This is a genomic window from Pseudomonas sp. GM21 (genome assembly GCF_000282215.1).
Classification (GTDB): domain Bacteria; phylum Pseudomonadota; class Gammaproteobacteria; order Pseudomonadales; family Pseudomonadaceae; genus Aquipseudomonas.
Window position 1 is genome coordinate 1 of sequence record NZ_AKJS01000187.1, and the last position, 17,931, is coordinate 17,931.

Consider the following 17,931-nt stretch of genomic DNA (forward strand, 5'->3'; position numbering starts at 1 on the left):
CGCGGAACGAACAGCTCCTTGGCTTCCGTGCCCGGCGATGCAGCCAGTTTGGCCAGGTCGAGGCCGGACTGGCCGTAGCTGATCGAGTGCACCGGGTTGAGAATGGTCTCGCCCCAGAACACGTTGTGCTGACCGGCCTTGGCGCTGAACAGAGATTCCTCGCCCACTTCGGTGCTGTAGAACACGAACGCATCGAGAATTTCGCCAGACGGACCGCTGTAATAACGCTGAGCGTAGTTGCTCAGGTGCGGGCTGCCAAAACCGACGTTGTCGTTGGTGACGCCGGCCAGACGTGGATCGTTGGCGACCAGGCCGGAGCGTGAGTCATTGCCGTTCACGAACGGGTTGGAGTTGGAGCCGGTGTTGGCATACGCCTTGTCGTACCAGCTGGCGGCACTGACGCGAAAGCCCATGGCGTTTTTGTAGACCACGTCCATTTCGGTCAGCAGGTCGACACGGTTGGTGATGTTGGTGCCGGACTTGCGGAAGTTGTAATCGCCATCGTTGTTGTTTGGCGTTCCCAACATGCGCTTGTCAGCACTTTCGGTGCGCACACCGTAGTTGTACTTGATGGTGTTATCGATACGAGCGGTCCAGTCCGGGTTGCCCGTATCCAGTTCAACCGCTTGGGCGGTCGGTATGGAAGCCGCCAGGATGGCCGAAGCCAGCAAGGTGTAACGCGAAACCGTGAAGCCTTGGTACTTATTGTTGTGCATTGCGTGTCTCCACCTGCTTGTAATTTTTACAAGCGTAGCGACACTCCCGCACTCTGCTCCCCGGACTTTCCTTGATGACACCCTTTGACGGGTTAAGGACGTTGATCGCTTTGATGGTCATGGTGTCGCTTCCTTGTTGTTGTAGAACCCGTGCGCGCGTTTGCAGGCGGCAAAAATGCACGCATCGGACAAACAACAAAAGGAATAAATAATTATCTAATTATACTCTTTGGATATATCAGTTGTTAAAGCCAAAGCCTCGCTGGTTAAACTGAGTTCGGATCCGGAGTAAAAAATTCACAGATCAGCGGTATTGAATTAAATACTTCACTGGTCTAGTCTCGATCCTGCGTTTTACGAAATCAGCTGTTAGCACCTAAAAAATAAACATCGGGAGCAAACATGAAAGCGAAATTGATGTTGGGATTGTTCATGACGGCCGCAGTTTCTCTGCCGGCCTGGGCCGCTGACTGGACCGTGGGTGCTAACGTCGGCAACGTGCCTTGGGAGTTTCAGGATTCCAAAGGTGAGTTCGTCGGCTTCGAAGTCGATGTTGTAAAAGAGGTAGCCAAACGCGCCGGAAAAAGCGTCGAGTTCGTCAACATTCCATTCAACGGCCTGTTCAGTGCCGTGCAATCCAAACGTGTCGACATCGCTATTTCATCCATCACCATCACCCCGAAACGTCTCGAGTCGGTAGCCTTTGCGCAGCCATACTTCGACAGCGACCAGTCCCTCACCGCACTGACCACGTCCAAGGTCAAGAGCCTGGCCGATATGAACGGCAAGGTTGTGGGCGTCGACACCGGCTCGACCGGTGATATGTGGATAGGCCAACACAAAGACGAGTACAAGTTCGCCGATGTTTCGCGTTACGAAGGGCTTTCTCCGGCCATGCTCGATCTGGGCTCGGGGCGAATCGATGGCTACCTCAGCGACATTCCGGCGGTGCTCTATTACATCAAGGACAAGCCGCAGTATTCCATCGTTGCGCGAATTCCCACCGGCGAACGCTATTCGCTGATGCACGCTAAAGGCTGGGACATGAGCGATCAGGTCAACAACATCATCAGCAAGATGAAAGAAGACGGCACGCTCGGAAAAATCCACAAACAGTGGTTCGGTACCGAAGCCAATAAAGATTCGAGCACCCTGCAGGTGACCGCTGTCCTCAAGTAAGCCTTGCCGATAATGCGTGAAAGTGGCGACACCAGTTCGCCACTTGTATTGACCGAGGTAACCCATGGATCTTTTACAGACTTTCTTTAACTGGAACGTGCTCGTCGAGTCGCTTCCGCTGATGATGCGCGGTCTGGGCGTGACCATTTTGCTGGGGGCGGTGAGTATTGCCCTGGGCCTGGTGGGCGGCCTTTTGCTGGCATTGCTGCGGTTGTACTCCTACGCACCGGTTCGAGCACTTGCGCGTATCTACATCGATATCATGCGCTCCATTCCGCTGCTGGTTTTGCTGGTGCTGATCTATTACGCGCTGCCTTTTGTCGGCATTCGGCTGTCATCTTTTGCGGCCGCCGCCAGCGCACTCTCGCTGGTCTCATGCGCCTACAGCGCGGAGATTTTTCGTTCGGGCATCGAAGCCATTCCCCGGGGGCAGTTCGAAGCATCGGCCTCTCAGGGCATGAGTTTTTTCAACACCATGCGCGACGTCATTTTGCCGCAGGCCATCCGCATCGTCATGCCGCCCATGACCAGCAATTGCATCAATGTCATGAAAGATACGGCGCTCGCCTCAGTGGTAGCGATGCCCGACTTGCTGAAGCAGGCCACCCAGGCGCAGGCACTGGCGGCCAATCCGACGCCGCTGGTAGGGGCCGCGTTGCTGTACCTGTTGCTGCTGTTGCCCTTGGTACAAATGGTCAGCTGGGTTGAACGTCGCAACGCCTCTGGAGGAAAAACCGCATGAGCACGTTGATCGACATTGAAAAACTCGACAAGTACTACGGCAACTTCAAGGCGTTGAGCGATATCAACCTGCAGGTTGAAGAAGGCGAAGTGGTGGTCATTCTTGGCCCGTCCGGCTCGGGAAAATCGACCTTGATCCGCTGCATCAATCTGCTTGAGAACTACCAGCAAGGGCATATCCGCGTGGCGGGTGAGCGGGTTGAAAGCGGTCCGCGACTGGCCGCCATCCGCAGTGAAGTGGGCATGGTGTTTCAGAGCTTCAATCTCTATCCGCACCTCACTGTGCTCGACAATGTATCGCTGGCGCCGATCCGTGTGCGCGGTCTGAGTCGGCGTGATGCCCATGCCAGAGCCAAGGAACTCCTGGTGAAGGTCGGCATGGGCGATCATGCGCACAAATACCCCAGCCAATTGTCCGGCGGCCAACAGCAACGTGTTGCCATTGCCCGCACCATGGCCATGGAGCCCCGCGCGATTCTTTTCGACGAACCGACTTCGGCACTGGACCCGGAAATGGTGGGCGAGGTCCTCGACGTCATGCAAAACCTCGCTCGTTCCGGCGTCACGATGGTCGTGGTCACTCACGAAATGGGTTTTGCCCGTCGGGTCGCCGACCGGGTGATCTTCATGGAAAGCGGACGCATTGTTGAGCAGAACACCCCGGAACCGTTTTTTACCGCACCGCAGGAACCCCGCACACAAGCGTTCCTGCAGGCCATCTTGCATCATTGATTCAGACTGGAGAAAAGTAGAGTGAATCCTCTCGATATTGATTACGTTCGCAAGCAATTTCCAGGTCTCGCCGGCGGTTATGCGTACATGGATAACGCCGGTGGCTCAATGGTGCTGAGCACCGTGGCCGAGCGGGTCAGCGATTACCTGCTCAACAGCAGCGTGCAACTGGGCGCTTCCTACCAGGCTTCTGTCGACGCCGGTGAGCGCGTGATGCAAGCGCGTCACGCGGTGATGCAATTGATCAACGCCGAGCATCCCGAAGAAGTGATCATGGGCGGCTCTACCACCCACTTGCTGCAAATTCTGTGTCGTGCCATCGCTCCGTCAATCGTTGCGGGCGATGAGATCATCGTCACCAATTGCGATCACGAAGCGAACATCGGCCCATGGGTCAGGCTTTGCGAAAGCCGTGGTGCGACCCTGCGTGTGTGGGAGGTCAACCCTGATAGTTGCGAGCTTGAACTGGATGACCTGCAGGTCCTGCTCAATCACAACACCCGTTATGTGGCCATGACCCACACCTCGAATATTCTCGGTTCGGTCAATCCAGTGGCCGAGGTTGCGCGGCGTGTCCATGCGGCAGGCGCCAAGCTGTGCGTGGACGCCGTCGCTTATGCGCCACACCGTCTGGTGGATGTGCAGGCCAGCGGCGCCGATTTCTACGTCTACAGCTTCTACAAAACCTTCGGTCCGCACTTCGCTGTGCTGTGGGGACGTCGGTATCTGTTGCTGGAGTTGCCGAGCCTCAACCATTTCTTTATCGGCCAGGACGTTGTGCCTTACAAATTGCAGCCCGGTAACGTCAACTATGAGTTGTCCTTCGGCTGCATCGGCATTTGCGATTACCTGCTCGACATCAGCACCCGGATTGGCGCCGAAGGCAGCGAGCGTAAACGCATGCAGGCGGCTTTCGATGCCTTCGAAGTGCAGGAAGATCTGCTCGCCGAGCGTTTGCTGGCGTTTTTACGTCAGCGCGAGGGTGTGCGAATCATCGGCAAGTCCCATACACGCCATCGGGTGCCTACGATCAGTTTCGTGGTCGAGGGCGTTCAGTCCGAAGCGGTAGTGCGCAGGGTCGATGAGCACCGGATCGGTATCCGTTTTGGTGATTTCTATGCGCGGCGACTGATCGAAGCCCTTGGGCTGGACCGGTTTGGCGGGGTAGTGCGGGTGTCGTTGGCGCATTACAACACGCTGGAAGAAGTCGACCGGCTCATCACTGCGCTGGATCAAGCCATCACGGCGTTACGTTGATCGACGCACACACTTTTAATTTTTACGAGCCTTCCCTATGGCCTTACCTGAAACCCTTGCAGAGCTGCGTGACAATATCGCCGCCCAGCACGAACAACTGACAGGTCGCCTGCGCGATGCGGCACGATTCCTGATCGACAACCCGCATGAGGTCGCACTCAGCACGGTGGCCGAACTGGGTAAGCGTTCAAACATCGCACCTTCGGCTTATATTCGGCTGGCACAGGCCCTTGGCTTTTCAGGTTTCAAGGATTTGCAGCGGTTGTTCCGCGCACCGCTGCAACAGGCTGCCGACACCCACTATAGCGAGCGAATCCGCCACTACGGCGGTGAAACCTTGCTGGAAGATCCAAGTGATGTCGGCGGGATTCTGCGGGAATTCAGCCAGGCCAATATCGTTTCTCTGGAGCACCTGGCGGAGGGCGGCGAACAGGCCAATATCGAAGCCGCTATCGCCCACTTGCAAGCCGCTCGCACCACCTTCGTCATCGGCATGCGCCGCGCGTTTCCGGTGGCTGCGTACCTCAGTTATGCGTTGAGCCGCGTTGGTCAGCGCACCGTGCACATCAGTGGCGCGGGCGGCACGTTGCCCGAACAGGTCAGTGCGATTGCCGATGATGATCTGTTGATCGCCGTCAGCTTTCCGCCGTACGCCCGTGACACCGTTGAGGCCTGTCGTCAGGCGAGGGAAGCGGGTGTGACGCTGGTTGCGATCACTGACAGCGTTCTCAGCCCTATCGGGCAGATGGCCGATACGGTCATTGAGGTCAACGACGCCGAGTTACTGGGCTTTCGTTCTCTCACGGCTTCGTTCTGCATTGCCCAAACCCTGGCCATGGGGCTGGCCTTTCGCGAGTGGGGTTCCCTGAGTCATGACCGGTTGAACGATATCGACTGTTAAACCCCAGTTTTTACCCTTGATCCAATAGCCAGAATTTCAGGAGTACATCCCGATGGTTTCACCTGCCCGCGATTTGATCGGTTACGGTAAAAAACGCCCTCAAGGCACTTGGCCCAATGGTGCGCGTCTGGCCATCAGCCTCGTCATTAACTACGAAGAAGGTTCCGAGCGCTCGCTGGCCATGGGCGATCCGGACCAGGAATCGATGACCGAATGGGGCAGCTATTCAATACCCGACGGCACCCGCAATCTGGCGATGGAGTCGATGTATGAGTACGGTTCCCGCGTCGGGATCTGGCGAATTCTGGATATCCTCGACCAACAATCGGTTCGCGCGACGTTTCATGCCTGCGCAGTTGCGTTTGAGCAGAACCCCGATGTCGCCCATGCGGCGGTAGCCGGTGGTCATGAAATTTGCAGCCACGGATATCGCTGGGAGGAAGTCTTTCGCCTGACCGAAGAGCAGGAGCGTGAACACATGCGCCTGGCGATCGAGTCATTCGAGCGCACCTGTGGCAAGCGTCCTGTTGGCTGGTATTGCCGGTATGGTGCCAGCGTCAACACACGTCGGCTGGTCGTGGAAGAGGGCGGCTTTCTCTACGATTCCGATGCCTACAACGACGATGTTCCCTACTTTGTCGAGGTCGAGGGGCAGCGTCACCTTGTGGTGCCTTATACCGCCGACGTGAACGATTTTCGCTACTGGAACTCGCCGGGTCTGTCCCAGGCATCGGACTTTTTCGAGTACATGAAAGAAAGCTTCGAGGTCCTTTATGAGGAGTCCGCTGAAGGCCCCCGCATGATGTCGATCGGGTTGCACCCACGCATGGTGGGCCGTCCCGGGCGGGTGAGGGCGATCAAGCAATTCATCGAATATGCCAGGCAACACGGTGGGGTCTGGTTTGCCACGCGTGAAGAAATCGCCCGTGCCTGGCTTGAACGAGCTTGATTGCGTGGCAACCACACCGGATCAAAAAAATGATGCGCTATTCCCCACTGTGATGAAAAAGTTCACGGGGAACAGCCAGCCCGCCTGACCGGCTGGTGCCGGTTACTTCTGGAAGAGGCCTGATATGCAACCTTTTGATACGGTCATTCGCAACGCCCGCGTGGTAACCGCCGCGGACACGTTCACCAGCGATATCGGTATTCGTGATGGGCGCATCGTCTCCCTTGGCCTGGACCTGCCGCAAGGTCACCAGGAAATCGACGCGGCAGGCCGGCATGTCACCCCCGGTGGCATCGACAGCCACGTGCACCTCGACCAGCCGACTGGCGACGGCTCGGTGATGGCCGATGACTTTTTCAGCGGCACGGTCTCGGCGGCCTGCGGCGGCACCACCACCGTCATCCCGTTCGCCTGCCAGCAGAAGGGCGAAAGCCTGCGCTCTGCCGTCGATGACTACCATCGTCGGGCGGGTAACAAACCGGTGATCGATTATGCCTTCCACCTGATCGTCACCGACCCCACCCCGCAGGTGCTGCGTGAAGAACTGCCGGCCTTGATTGCTGAAGGCTATACATCGTTCAAGATCTACATGACCTACGATGCGCTGAAGCTGGGCGACCGGGAGATTCTCGAGACGTTGTCGGTCGCGCGCCGTGAGGGCGCCATGGTGATGCTCCACGCCGAGAACAGCGATTGCATCGCCTGGCTTACCGAGCGACTACTGGCAGCCGGGCTGACTGCGCCGCGCTACCACGCCGCGTCGCGGCCGATGCTGGTGGAGCGCGAAGCGACCCATCGTGCCATCGCCCTTGCCGAGCTGGTGGACGTGCCGATCCTGATCGTGCACGTGTCGGGTCGCGAGGCCGTGGAGCAGATTCGCTGGGCCCAGAGCCAGGGGTTGAAGGTGTACGCCGAAACCTGTCCGCAGTACCTGTTCCTGACCGCCGACTCGCTGGGGTGTGACGACAGCTTCGAAGGTGCCAAGTGCATCTGCAGCCCGCCGCCGCGAGATGCCGCAAACCAGCAGGTGATTTGGGATGGGCTGGAGAACGGCTCGTTCGAGATTTTCTCGTCAGACCACGCACCCTTTCGCTTCGATGGCCCGAATGGCAAGAAAGCCCACGGTGAAGAGGTGTCGTTCGACCAGATCGCCAATGGCATTCCCGGTGTCGAAACCCGCATGGCACTGCTCTGGTCCGAAGGCGTGCGCACTGGGCGCCTCACCCCGCAAAGCTTTGTTGCGCTGACTTCCACTAATGCCGCCAAGATGTATGGGCTGTATCCGCGCAAGGGCAGCATCGCTATTGGTGCTGATGCCGACCTGGTGATCTGGAACGAAGGTGAGTCGGTGCAGCTGTGCAACGAAATGCTGCACCACAACGTCGATTACACCCCTTACGCCGGCATGACGCTGAGCGCCTGGCCGGCCATGACCCTGTCTCGCGGTGAGGTGGTCTGGGACGGCGAGCCGCGCGGTGAGGCGGGTCGCGGCCGGTTTCTGCCGTGCGAGCGCCCGGCGCCCGCGCAACTGCGCCGACGCAAGACTGAGTTGCCATTGTGAGTGCTGTCGCACAGGTGGCCGCCAGCCTGATTCGTGGTTGGCGCGAGGGGCGCCAACAACCGTTGCCAATCCTGGAACTGGCTAGCGAAGCCGAAGCCTATGCCGTGCAGCACCAGGTAGCGGATGCCCTCGGCTGGTTCGCCTCCGGGCCGCCAGCGGCCTGGAAACTGGGTGGCGCTCCGGGAGGGCTGATCAGCGCCGCCGCGGTACCGGCAATGGCGGTATACCCGTCGGGTTGGCAGGTTCCGCCGGGCGATGCCTTCGGTTTCGGGATCGAGGGAGAATTGATCGTGCGCCTGTCGCGCGACCTCGACCAGCACACTGATCTGGCCATGGCCTGTGCGGCGGTTGATGTGTGGATGCCGGGCATCGAACTGTGTGGCACGCGCTGGCTGCAGGGCGATCAGGCCGCGCCACTGCTTCGGCTGGCCGACCAGCAACTCAACCGCGCGCTGGTTCTCGGTGCACCGCAAAAGCTGGGGGAAATGCCGGATTGGTCAAGACAACAGGTGGCGTTGCGGGTGGCCGGGGAGCCTGAGTTCGTCGGCGTTGGCAGCCATCCATTCGGTGAGCCGCTGAGTTCGCTGCCGTGGCTGGCGCGTCACGCTGCAGCACTGGGCAGCCCCTTGCGAGCCGGTGACCTGGTGGCTTGTGGTAGCTGGACCGGTATCTACTGGGCGCCGGCCGGGGTGCAAGTGGAAGTTGAGTTTGCCGGGATAGGACGGGTTGCCTTGTCGACTTGATGCGTTACGGTGGGGTCTGGTTCGCCACGCGTGAAGAAATCGCCAGTGCCTGGCTGGAGCGCAGTTAATGGCCGTGGTCGCAGGGATTTGAATTGCACGGCGTTGCCCGGCAGAATCGCCTCCCGATCTGGCTAAGGTGCCGGGCGTTTGTGGTGAAAAGGAATAGCAGTTGAACGAACAGACATTGTCCATGCGCCTGGAGCGCGTGGCAGCCCATGTGCCGGCAGGTGCGCGCCTGGCCGATATCGGTTCGGATCACGGCTACCTGCCGGTAGCGTTGATGCGCCGGGGTGTCATCGAAGCGGCGGTGGCCGGCGAGGTAGCATTGACGCCGTTTCGCTCGGCCGAGCGCACCGTGCGCGAGAACGACTTCGACCAGCAGATCACCGTGCGCCTGGCCAATGGCCTGGCGGCGATCGAGCCGGGAGACGGGATCACCGCGATTAGCATCTGTGGCATGGGCGGCGAGACGATTCGCGACATTCTCGACAACGGCAAGGCGCACCTGAGTGGCCAGGAGCGTCTGATCCTGCAGCCCAACGGAGGCGAGCAGCCGCTGCGCCAATGGCTAATGGACAATGGCTACCGCATCCTCTGCGAGGAATTGCTGCGGGAAAACCGTTTCGACTACGAAATCATCGTCGCCGAGCGCGACGGGCCGGTAATGTACACCGACGAGGAACTGTATTTCGGCCCGCTGCAGATGCAGGCCCGCAGCCCCGCGTTCCTGATCAAGTGGCAGCGCATATTGCGCGAGAAGCACAAGACCCTGAGTCACTTCGCCCGGGCGCGGCAGGCCGTGCCCGAGGAAAAGGTGCAGGACATCGCCCGGCAGGCCCGGTGGATCACCGAGTTGCTGGTTTGAAAAGGAGGCGCCAATTAGCCTGTCTCAAGCCGAGGCTAATAGAGTGTTGCACTTACATTCCTGACTAGTCCAATTTTGAAAAATCAATGTCCATTGAGCCGGCCCTGTCGCTATATTTTAGGTTAGGTATTGATTGCCCACTATTGAGGGCATCAAGATCACCATAGATGGGCGAGCTCTCGTGAATGTGCAGAATAGAATCCATATTGAAGTAAGGATTCCCCTCTGACAGCTCTTGAGTGTTGGTTCTCAGCGCATTGAACTCATACAGTTTGTCGATGTAGTTTTTTTGGGCTTTTTTCATTTCTTCCTGTGTTAATGGTGCTTTTGTCAGGTTTGTGTGCAGGTCAATGTTTTCGTATGTCGTTAATCTCAAATCCCTGAGATCGATCTCAAACTCCGTGAGTTTCGCTGCGAGTTCATCAATCGCTGATGTAGAGTGGGTGATGCATTCAAAGGCCTCGGCGATTTGTTGGGGTGGGATTAAAGCATTGCCTTTATAAATATAAGCTGGAACTTGTGGGCCCATGAGACTGTTGAAGTCGTCGTGGAGAGGCTGGGCCTTGAGCGATTGCAGGAGTAGGTCCATATTAAGGTAACTGTTTTGGTCTGTGCGTTGCTTGATGCTGGCTTCCAGTACGCCAAACTCTTTTAATAGATGATTATATTTTTGGTTGTCCTCTTTGGTTGCGTCTTTTCTTAACGGTCCTCTTTCTGTGTTAGAACGACCGTCGACGCTTTCGTAAGTAGATTTTCTCAGTGTTTCGAGTGTGACTTTGGAGTCCTGGATTTTTACGGCGAGTTTGTCCAGTGCTGAAGTGGCCTGGCTGATTTTTTGAAAGGTAGTGGCGATGAGTATATGTGAACCGTGCGACATCGCTTTGGGATCAGGTTTGGTAGGTGCGGTGTTGGATTCTTTGGGCATTACGCTCGCTTGAGGGATGTAGGCTGAACTGATTGGTCCGATGGGCATAATTACTGCTTCTAGAGAGTGGACGTTAAATATTCTCTAAGGTTTGGTATTGTTGAATATAAAATTCCGCTCAGGCCGCATTGCGGCAGGCGCAACGCCTCGGCGGCCCGGAATCAGAGCGGCCGGCGAGCACACAAAAAAAAGAGGAGTAGAAATGCCTTACCGAACAGGAAGGGAAGCGTTTATGCAAGGCGTCCGGGCGCTCCTTCCATTGAGTCCCGGTGTCGTTCCATTCGGCTTGCTGACGGGGGTCATGGCAATCAATTTGGGCCTGTCACCTGGCACCACCATGGGCATGACGCTGCTGTTCTATTCAGGATCCGCGCAAATGGTCGCACTGCAACTGCTCCATACGGGCGTTGTGCCGTTGGCGATTGTGGTCACGGCCCTGGTCATCAACTTGCGCTTCATCATGTACAGCGCGTCACTGGCCCCCCATCTGCATCATTTACCCCGGCGCTGGACATGGCCGCTGTCCTACATGCTTTCTGACCAGTCCTACGCACTGTCCAGTCTCAAGCTTTCCTCTGGGGAGCTGGGGCAGTTCGCACACCACTACTATGCTGGCACCGCTATTGCCATGTGGCTGACATGGCAACTGTCGGTATTGGCGGGCGTTTACCTGGGCGCAAGCATCCCCGATACCTGGTCCTTAAGCTTTGCCATACCGCTTTCTTTCCTGGCGCTTCTGGTTCCTGGCATACGTAGCGCGGCGAGTCTGGGCGCCGCCTCGGTCGGCGGGCTGCTTGCCGTGTTCGCGGTCGATATGCCCTATAACCTTGGGCTGGTAACCGCTTCCATCGGCGGTGTCATGGCGGCTCTACTGATCGAGCGTTTTCGCAAAAGCCCATTGCGCGAGGCGCAGCCCCATGACGTCGAGAGGGAGCCGCAATGAGTGATTTGGCTTTGTGGGGGCTGTTCCTGGCGGTCGGTGTGGGAACGTTCGCCATGCGACTTTCCTTTATCGAACTCTATGGTCGATTGCGAATTCCGGCGCTGCTGAGTCGAGCCTTGCTTTATGTTCCGGCGAGTGTGCTGGCAGCCCTTGTACTACCTGCCGTGGTGTACCCCAATGGGCAGAGTGAATTCGTGTTGAATAACCCTCAGATACCCGCTGCCATTATTGCTGCGTGGGTCGCCTGGCAGACTCGAAATACTGTCCTGACGCTGGCGGTCGGGATGGGAGTGCTGTGGCTTTTCAAGTTTTTGGTGGCCTCGATGGATTAATCTGGAGTCGGCTATTTACCTTATATGCGGAAAGCCATATATTCGTTTTCCCGTATATGGGCTGTGACTTCACTCTGACCAGCAAAGCCCGTGTCCTTGCGCAGGAGAGCGTTTCGATCAGTCAGATACAAACACTGAGAAACGAAATGACTGACCCTCTGACACCCACCACTGTTTTCAAATGCCTGGCTGACGACACTCGGGTGCGCACAATGCTGCTCATCACCCGTGAAGGAGAGCTGTGTGTTTGCGAGCTGACCTGCGCGTTGAATGAGAGTCAGCCAAAAGTCTCCAGACACCTCGCGCAGTTGCGCAGTTGCGGTTTGCTGTCTGACCGTCGGCAAGGCCAATGGGTTTATTACCGAATGCACCCAACTCTCCCTGATTGGGTCCATCAAGTGCTGACCACCGTGCTTGAACGCAACGCGCATTGGTTAAGCCCTGACACCAAACGCCTTGATGGAATGGGTGACCGTCCTCAACGGGCACGGGCCTGCTGTGAAAGCAAGATCGCCTGATAGCGCCTTCGACTACGAGATCGCTCGATGAACCCAAGAGCGCCATTGCGCAGGACAATGACTATGTTTGATGACCATATGCCCCAACTCGATGCCGGTCTGATTGACCTCCCGTCTGCAGACAAACTCGGTATCGAAAAGACCTCCACCCACAAGCCACGCATTTTGCTGTTGTACGGATCGACTCGTGAGCGGTCTTTCAGTCGTCTGCTGGTAGAGGAAGCCGCTCGATTGCTGGAGCACTTCGGCGCCGAGACGCGGATATTCAATCCATCCGGCTTGCCGCTTCCAGATGACGCACCAGATGATCACCCACGTGTGAAAAAGCTGCGCGACTTGGTGTTGTGGTCAGAGGGCCAGGTCTGGTGCTCTCCAGAGCGTCACGGAAATATGAGCGCAGTGTTCAAAGCGCAGATCGATTGGGTGCCACTGGCCATGGGCGCCGTACGCCCGACCCAGGGCAAAACCCTCGCCGTCATGCAGGTGTGCGGTGGCTCGCAGTCGTTCAACGTGGTTAATCAGCTGCGGGTGCTGGGACGTTGGATGCGTATGTTCACCATCCCCAACCAGTCCTCTGTGCCGAAGGCCTATATGGAATTCGACGATAACGGCCGGATGAAACCTTCTCCCTTCTACGACCGTGTCGTTGATGTGATGGAGGAGTTGGTGAAATTCACGCTGCTGCTTCGTGACCGTCAGGACTATCTGGTTGATCGTTATTCCGAGCGCAAAGAGTCGGCAGAAGAACTCATGAAACGTGTCAATCAGCGCTCCATCTGAGGACACCCGGTCGAACTCCCACTGACAGCAGATACAGAGCACAACAACATGACGATCAAAGTTGGCATCAATGGTTTTGGCCGAATCGGTCGCCTCGCTTTGCGAGCAGCCTGGCGCTGGCCGGAGTTTGAGTTCGTGCAGATCAACGATCCGGCAGGTGACGCGGCGACTCATGCGCACCTGCTGAACTTCGACTCGGTGCATGGCCGTTGGAATGACCAGGCCGATTGCGAAGGCGACAACATCGTCATCGACGGCAAACGCATCAAGGTAACGGCCAACAGGGCGATTGCCGATACCGATTGGTCGGGCTGTGATCTGGTGATTGAAGCCAGCGGCAAGATGAAAACCGTCGCCGTGCTTCAGGCTTACCTCGACCAAGGGGTGAAGCGCGTAGTGGTCAGCGCTCCCGTGAAGGAAGAGGGCGCGTTGAACATCGTCATGGGCGTCAATCATCAGCTGTTCAACGCGGCGCAACATCGCATCGTCACCGCCGCTTCGTGTACCACCAATTGCCTGGCGCCAGTGGTGAAAGTGATCCACGAAAAGCTGGGCATTCGCCACGGTTCGATTACCACCATCCACGACTTGACCAACACCCAAAGCATCCTCGATCAGCCGCACAAGGATCTGCGCCGTGCGCGTGCTTCGGGTATGAGCCTGATTCCAACCAGTACCGGCTCGGCGACGGCCATCGCTGAAATCTTCCCGGAACTGCGCGGACGCCTCAATGGTCATGCCGTGCGTGTACCGCTGGCCAATGCTTCGCTGACTGACTGTGTCTTTGAAGTCGAACGGGCCACCACTGCCGAAGAGGTCAATCAGTTCCTCAAGGACGCTTCCGAGAATGGACTCAAAGACATTCTCGGTTTTGAAGAGCGTCCATTGGTGTCCATCGACTACCGTACCGATCCGCGCTCATCAATCATTGATGCGCTGTCGACCATGGTGATCAACGGTACCCAGGTCAAACTCTATGCCTGGTACGACAACGAATGGGGCTATGCCAACCGCACCGTCGAACTGGCCAGAATGGTCGGTGGGGCGGTTTAAGGAGCGGTCATGAAAGCGTTGTCAGCCCTCGCGCCGCAAGTGCGGCAGTACTTGCTAGTCACGGGCAATTACTGGGCCTTCACCCTCACCGACGGCGCCTTGCGCATGTTGGTGGTGCTGCACTTTCACGCGTTGGGCTACAGCCCGCTTCAAATCGCGGCGTTGTTTCTGTTCTACGAACTCTTTGGCGTGATCACCAACCTGGTGGGAGGCTACCTCGGTGCCCGGCTGGGACTGAACCGGACCATGAACATCGGGCTGGGCCTCCAGGTCGCGGCGCTGTTGATGCTGACGGTTCCTGTCGCCTGGCTGACCATCCCATGGGTGATGGGCGCGCAGGCACTCTCGGGAATTGCCAAAGACCTGAACAAGATGAGCGCCAAAAGCTCGATCAAGCTGCTGGTTCCGGATGGGCAGCAGGGCAAGCTCTACACGTGGGTGGCGATCCTCACCGGCTCGAAGAACGCACTCAAGGGTGTCGGCTTCTTTCTGGGCGGAGCCTTGCTGGCCTTGATCGGCTTCAAAGGCGCCGTGCTGGCCATGGCGGGTGTACTGGCGCTGATATGGATCAGCAGCTTGATCCTGTTGAAGAAGGACTTGGGCAAGGCCAAAGCCAAGCCAAAATTTCGCGACATCCTGTCCAAAAGCCGGGCGATCAATATCCTCTCGGCAGCGCGCATGTTCCTGTTCGGTGCCCGTGATGTCTGGTTTGTGGTGGCCTTGCCGGTGTACCTGAGCAGCGTCTTCGGCTGGGACTTCTGGCAGGTTGGCGGCTTCCTGGCCGCCTGGGTGATTGGCTACGGCATCGTGCAATCCCTCGCGCCCAACATCACCGGAAAGAAGCGAGGGCACGTACCGGATGGTCGTGCGGCGTTTTTATGGGCACTTGCATTGGCGGGGCTGCCGGCAGCCATCGCGCTCGGGTTGAACACCGGGCTGTCGCAACAGGTAGTGCTGTTGGGTGGGCTGATGGTTTTTGGCGTGCTGTTCGCAGTGAATTCGTCGTTGCACAGCTACCTGATCGTGTCCTACGCCAAGGAAGACGGCGTTTCGCTGGATGTGGGGTTTTATTACATGTCGAACGCCTTGGGGCGGTTGATAGGCACGGTGCTGTCCGGCTGGGTTTACCAGGTGTCCGGGCTGGGCGCGTGCCTATGGATATCGAGTGCATTCGTGCTGCTTGCAGCGTTGATTTCAATGGCATTGCCCCGTCACGCGCTGAGTGAATAACTGTTAGCAGACATGACGTTCCATGTTCTCCAAATCCTCTGAACAAGAGCGGTCTGATAACGCTGCCCTGGCGTAGAATCCCCAAACCGCGCCCCCATCCGAGACGGCCCCTCCATGCAAACCCCCGCACAATCCAGCCCTCTCTGGAAAACCTACCTCCTGTTCCTCGCCCCGATGGTCCTGTCGAATTTCCTCCAATCCATGTCAGGCACCGTCAACAGCATCTACATCGGCCAGATGCTCGGCACCCAGGCCCTGGCGGCCGTGTCAGGCATGTTCCCCATCGTCTTCTTCTTTATCGCCTTGGTCATCGGCCTCGGCGCGGGTGCCAGTGTGTTGATCGGTCAGGCTTGGGGCGCGCGTGAGCCTCATCTGGTCAAGGCCATCGCCGCGACCACCTTGCTGTTGGGCGCAATGATAGGGTTGTCCGCCGCGGTGCTGGGCAGTGTGTTCGCCAGGCCAGCCTTGCAGGGTTTGGGCACGCCGGCCGATGTGCTGGACGACGCGGTGTCCTACGCCCACGTGATGATGTGGATCATGCCGTCGCTGCTGGTCTATGTGCTGTTCACACAATTGCTGCGCGGGGTGAGCGATACGCTGTCACCGCTGATTGCGTTGGTGGTGTCGACGTGTATCGGGTTGGCGCTGACGCCAGCGTTGATTCGTGGCTGGCTCGGCTTGCCGATAATGGGCATTCAGAGTGCGGCGTACGCGGGGTTGGCGGGTAATTTGTCGGCGATGGGGTGGCTGGCATGGCGGCTGATTCGCAAGGGGCATCCGTTGGCGCCAGACCGGGAGATGTTTGCGGCGATGAAGCTGGATCGGGTAATTCTCGGCAAGGTGTTGCGCATCGGCTTGCCGACCGGGTTGCAGATGGTGGTGTTGTCGGTGTCGGAACTGGTGATTCTGGCGCTGGTGAATCAGCACGGCTCGCAAGCGACGGCGGCGTACGGGGCGGTGACGCAAATCGTCAATTACGTGCAGTTTCCGGCGTTGTCGATTGCGATCACGGCGTCGATTCTCGGGGCCCAGGCGATTGGGGCAGGGCACATCGAGCGCATGGGGCCGATTTTGCGCACGGGGCTGCTGATCAACGTGTGCCTGACCGGCGGGTTGGTGCTGCTCGGTTACCTGTTGTCGCATTGGTTGCTGGGGCTGTTCCTGACCGATGACGCCACGCGAGCAATGGCCGAACACTTGTTGCACATCATGCTCTGGAGTCTGTTGGTGTTTGGCTTCCAGGCGATTGTCGGTGGCATCATGCGCGCCAGTGGCACGGTGTTGGTGCCGATGGCGGTGTCGATTTTTTGCGTGGTGCTGGTGCAGTTGCCGGTGGCGTATGTGCTGGACGGGCATTTTGGTTTGCAGGGCGTGTGGATGGCGTTTCCGGTGGCGTACCTGGGGATGTTGGCGTTGCAGACGGCGTATTACCGCTTCGTTTGGCGGCATCAGAAAATCCAGCGATTGGTGTAGCGGCGCCGCTTGATGTCGGCCACGGTCAGGCCGACAATTCTTCGGGACTGCGTGATGAAACCGACGGGCGTAATTGCCTGAGGAGGTTTTCAAATGAGTCCCCCCTCGAACATCGTTTTGCAGGACCGGACAGCGGCCGGTCGGCGTCTGGTGGCGCCGTTGCTCGCGTACGCTCATCGCCCGGAAGTGATCGTTCTCGCCTTGCCCCGTGGCGGCGTGCCGGTGGCCTATGAAGTGGCCACGGCGCTGGACATTCGCCTCGACCTGTTGCTGGTGCGCAAGCTCGGAGTGCCATCGCATGAGGAGTTCGCCATGGGCGCGATAGCCAGCGGCGGCGTGCAGATTCTCAATGAACAAGCACTGCGGGCACATCCGATTGATCCCGCCGCGTTTGATGCGGTGGTTGCGCGGGAGACGCGCGAGCTGTTGCGGCGCGAGCAGGTTTACCGGGGAGCGCGCGCGCCGGTGCAACTCAAGGATCAAGTGGTGATTCTGATCGACGATGGCCTGGCGACAGGCGCCTCGATGATGGCAGCTATACGTGCGGCGCGGGCGCATGCGCCGTCTCGCATCGTAGTCGCGGTGCCGGTAGGACCACCCGAAACAGTCGAGGCGTTGCGCAGTGAAGTGGATGAATTGATCTGCCCGATCATGCCTGAGTGGTTGATGTCGATCGGGCATTGGTACATGGATTTTTCCCAGACCTCGGATGCGCAAGTCATCAGGCTGTTGCATCGGGCCTGGGCGAAAGAAGACTGCGCCGATCCACCCTGAGAGTTGCCAATGTAAAAAGTATGACTGTTTTAGGTGTTGTGTCCAGAATGCGAGCCGCTCGCTATTACACACCCTTTGGTAGCGTCGGCAACTAGTGGATCCAATAAATTTATGATGAAGTCGATGTAAATTCAGCAGGCCAGTGCTCATGGGCTTATCAGGGAAGTTGATGACTTAGTGTTGGCGCGATAAGTCACAAATTCTAACTACCGTTTGTCGGTAGTGTGCTCGGAAAATGAACATTCGAGTATTCTAGGGC

Annotated in this window: 19 protein-coding genes; 17 read left to right on the forward strand and 2 right to left on the reverse strand. The window is 58.0% G+C overall.

All coding sequences use genetic code 11. The features are described from left to right. A partial coding sequence (locus PMI22_RS03080) for a DUF1302 domain-containing protein (protein WP_007948794.1) occupies positions 1-716 on the reverse strand: 716 nt, incomplete at its 3' end. Positions 717-1,118: 402 nt separating this feature from the next. Here PMI22_RS03080 and PMI22_RS03075 point away from each other — a divergent pair. The 9 genes from PMI22_RS03075 to PMI22_RS03035 all read left to right on the forward strand — a co-directional run bounded on the left by PMI22_RS03075 (position 1,119) and on the right by PMI22_RS03035 (position 9,644). After that, positions 1,119-1,895, forward strand: a complete 777-nt coding sequence (locus PMI22_RS03075) for a transporter substrate-binding domain-containing protein (RefSeq protein ID WP_007948796.1) — start codon at positions 1,119-1,121, stop codon at positions 1,893-1,895. Positions 1,896-1,959: 64 nt separating this feature from the next. Then, entirely contained in the window at positions 1,960-2,637 is a 678-nt protein-coding gene (locus tag PMI22_RS03070) for an amino acid ABC transporter permease (RefSeq protein WP_007948797.1), read from the forward strand. Beyond that, the gene (locus PMI22_RS03065; RefSeq protein WP_007948798.1) at positions 2,634-3,368 is read left to right on the forward strand and encodes an amino acid ABC transporter ATP-binding protein; all 735 of its coding nucleotides are present in this window, start codon (positions 2,634-2,636) and stop codon (positions 3,366-3,368) included. Before PMI22_RS03070 ends, PMI22_RS03065 begins: the two co-directional genes overlap by 4 nt. 21 nt (positions 3,369-3,389) lie before the next feature. Next, positions 3,390-4,625 carry a cysteine desulfurase-like protein gene (locus tag PMI22_RS03060; RefSeq protein WP_007948799.1) on the forward strand — a complete coding sequence of 412 codons (1,236 nt, stop codon included), beginning with the start codon at positions 3,390-3,392 and terminating at the stop codon, positions 4,623-4,625. A gap of 37 nt (positions 4,626-4,662) precedes the next feature. Then, a complete protein-coding gene (locus PMI22_RS03055; RefSeq protein ID WP_007948800.1) occupies positions 4,663-5,526 on the forward strand; it encodes a MurR/RpiR family transcriptional regulator in 864 nt (287 codons plus the stop codon). Positions 5,527-5,578: 52 nt separating this feature from the next. Then, a complete protein-coding gene (locus tag PMI22_RS03050; RefSeq protein ID WP_007948801.1) occupies positions 5,579-6,475 on the forward strand; it encodes an allantoinase PuuE in 897 nt (298 codons plus the stop codon). Between the two features lie 124 nt (positions 6,476-6,599). Further along, positions 6,600-8,036 (forward strand): dihydropyrimidinase, encoded by a 1,437-nt coding sequence (gene hydA / locus PMI22_RS03045; RefSeq protein WP_007948802.1) that lies wholly within the window; start codon positions 6,600-6,602, stop codon positions 8,034-8,036. Then, positions 8,033-8,779 carry a fumarylacetoacetate hydrolase family protein gene (locus PMI22_RS03040; protein ID WP_007948804.1) on the forward strand — a complete coding sequence of 249 codons (747 nt, stop codon included), beginning with the start codon at positions 8,033-8,035 and terminating at the stop codon, positions 8,777-8,779. Before hydA ends, PMI22_RS03040 begins: the two co-directional genes overlap by 4 nt. Before the next feature lie 169 nt (positions 8,780-8,948). Continuing rightward, the gene (locus tag PMI22_RS03035; protein ID WP_007948805.1) at positions 8,949-9,644 is read left to right on the forward strand and encodes a tRNA (adenine(22)-N(1))-methyltransferase; all 696 of its coding nucleotides are present in this window, start codon (positions 8,949-8,951) and stop codon (positions 9,642-9,644) included. Positions 9,645-9,708: 64 nt separating this feature from the next. Here the strand turns inward: PMI22_RS03035 and PMI22_RS03030 are convergent, their stop codons facing one another. After that, entirely contained in the window at positions 9,709-10,569 is an 861-nt protein-coding gene (locus PMI22_RS03030; protein ID WP_157214464.1) for a hypothetical protein, read from the reverse strand. 202 nt (positions 10,570-10,771) lie between these two features. On the opposite strand from PMI22_RS03030, the gene PMI22_RS03025 reads away from it, so the two are divergent. The 8 genes from PMI22_RS03025 to PMI22_RS02995 all read left to right on the forward strand — a co-directional run bounded on the left by PMI22_RS03025 (position 10,772) and on the right by PMI22_RS02995 (position 17,672). After that, complete coding sequence (locus PMI22_RS03025) at positions 10,772-11,512, forward strand: AzlC family ABC transporter permease (RefSeq protein ID WP_007948807.1); 741 nt, start codon at positions 10,772-10,774, stop codon at positions 11,510-11,512. Continuing rightward, a complete protein-coding gene (locus PMI22_RS03020) occupies positions 11,509-11,844 on the forward strand; it encodes an AzlD domain-containing protein (RefSeq protein WP_007948808.1) in 336 nt (111 codons plus the stop codon). The genes PMI22_RS03025 and PMI22_RS03020 overlap by 4 nt, the downstream gene beginning before the upstream one ends. A 146-nt stretch (positions 11,845-11,990) precedes the next feature. Then, a complete protein-coding gene (locus tag PMI22_RS30970) occupies positions 11,991-12,362 on the forward strand; it encodes a metalloregulator ArsR/SmtB family transcription factor (protein WP_081502840.1) in 372 nt (123 codons plus the stop codon). Positions 12,363-12,425: 63 nt separating this feature from the next. Then, positions 12,426-13,142 (forward strand): arsenical resistance protein ArsH, encoded by a 717-nt coding sequence (gene arsH, locus PMI22_RS03015; protein WP_007948810.1) that lies wholly within the window; start codon positions 12,426-12,428, stop codon positions 13,140-13,142. Positions 13,143-13,190: 48 nt separating this feature from the next. Beyond that, the gene (locus PMI22_RS03010; protein ID WP_007948811.1) at positions 13,191-14,195 is read left to right on the forward strand and encodes an ArsJ-associated glyceraldehyde-3-phosphate dehydrogenase; all 1,005 of its coding nucleotides are present in this window, start codon (positions 13,191-13,193) and stop codon (positions 14,193-14,195) included. Positions 14,196-14,204: 9 nt separating this feature from the next. Then, a complete protein-coding gene (gene arsJ / locus PMI22_RS03005; protein ID WP_007948813.1) occupies positions 14,205-15,425 on the forward strand; it encodes an organoarsenical effux MFS transporter ArsJ in 1,221 nt (406 codons plus the stop codon). Positions 15,426-15,539: 114 nt separating this feature from the next. Beyond that, positions 15,540-16,898, forward strand: coding sequence for an MATE family efflux transporter (locus PMI22_RS03000; protein WP_007948815.1), 1,359 nt, complete (start codon positions 15,540-15,542; stop codon positions 16,896-16,898). A 93-nt stretch (positions 16,899-16,991) separates the two neighbouring features. Next, positions 16,992-17,672: a phosphoribosyltransferase gene (locus PMI22_RS02995; RefSeq protein WP_007948818.1), complete on the forward strand. Its 681-nt coding sequence runs from the start codon at positions 16,992-16,994 to the stop codon at positions 17,670-17,672. Positions 17,673-17,931: the final 259 nt, after the last annotated feature.

Excerpts from the sequence above, each read along its gene's own strand:
- PMI22_RS03025 (WP_007948807.1), top strand. The coding sequence starts at position 10,772 with ATGCCTTACCGAACAGGAAGGGAAGCGTTTATGCAAGGCGTCCGGGCG.
- PMI22_RS30970 (WP_081502840.1), top strand. The coding sequence starts at position 11,991 with ATGACTGACCCTCTGACACCCACCACTGTTTTCAAATGCCTGGCTGAC.
- PMI22_RS03050 (WP_007948801.1), top strand. The coding sequence starts at position 5,579 with ATGGTTTCACCTGCCCGCGATTTGATCGGTTACGGTAAAAAACGCCCT.
- PMI22_RS03065 (WP_007948798.1), top strand. The coding sequence starts at position 2,634 with ATGAGCACGTTGATCGACATTGAAAAACTCGACAAGTACTACGGCAAC.
- hydA (WP_007948802.1), top strand. The coding sequence starts at position 6,600 with ATGCAACCTTTTGATACGGTCATTCGCAACGCCCGCGTGGTAACCGCC.
- PMI22_RS03030 (WP_157214464.1), bottom strand. The coding sequence starts at position 10,569 with ATGCCCAAAGAATCCAACACCGCACCTACCAAACCTGATCCCAAAGCG.
- PMI22_RS03000 (WP_007948815.1), top strand. The coding sequence starts at position 15,540 with ATGCAAACCCCCGCACAATCCAGCCCTCTCTGGAAAACCTACCTCCTG.
- arsJ (WP_007948813.1), top strand. The coding sequence starts at position 14,205 with ATGAAAGCGTTGTCAGCCCTCGCGCCGCAAGTGCGGCAGTACTTGCTA.
- PMI22_RS03010 (WP_007948811.1), top strand. The coding sequence starts at position 13,191 with ATGACGATCAAAGTTGGCATCAATGGTTTTGGCCGAATCGGTCGCCTC.
- PMI22_RS03070 (WP_007948797.1), top strand. The coding sequence starts at position 1,960 with ATGGATCTTTTACAGACTTTCTTTAACTGGAACGTGCTCGTCGAGTCG.
- PMI22_RS02995 (WP_007948818.1), top strand. The coding sequence starts at position 16,992 with ATGAGTCCCCCCTCGAACATCGTTTTGCAGGACCGGACAGCGGCCGGT.
- PMI22_RS03075 (WP_007948796.1), top strand. The coding sequence starts at position 1,119 with ATGAAAGCGAAATTGATGTTGGGATTGTTCATGACGGCCGCAGTTTCT.
- PMI22_RS03055 (WP_007948800.1), top strand. The coding sequence starts at position 4,663 with ATGGCCTTACCTGAAACCCTTGCAGAGCTGCGTGACAATATCGCCGCC.
- PMI22_RS03020 (WP_007948808.1), top strand. The coding sequence starts at position 11,509 with ATGAGTGATTTGGCTTTGTGGGGGCTGTTCCTGGCGGTCGGTGTGGGA.
- arsH (WP_007948810.1), top strand. The coding sequence starts at position 12,426 with ATGTTTGATGACCATATGCCCCAACTCGATGCCGGTCTGATTGACCTC.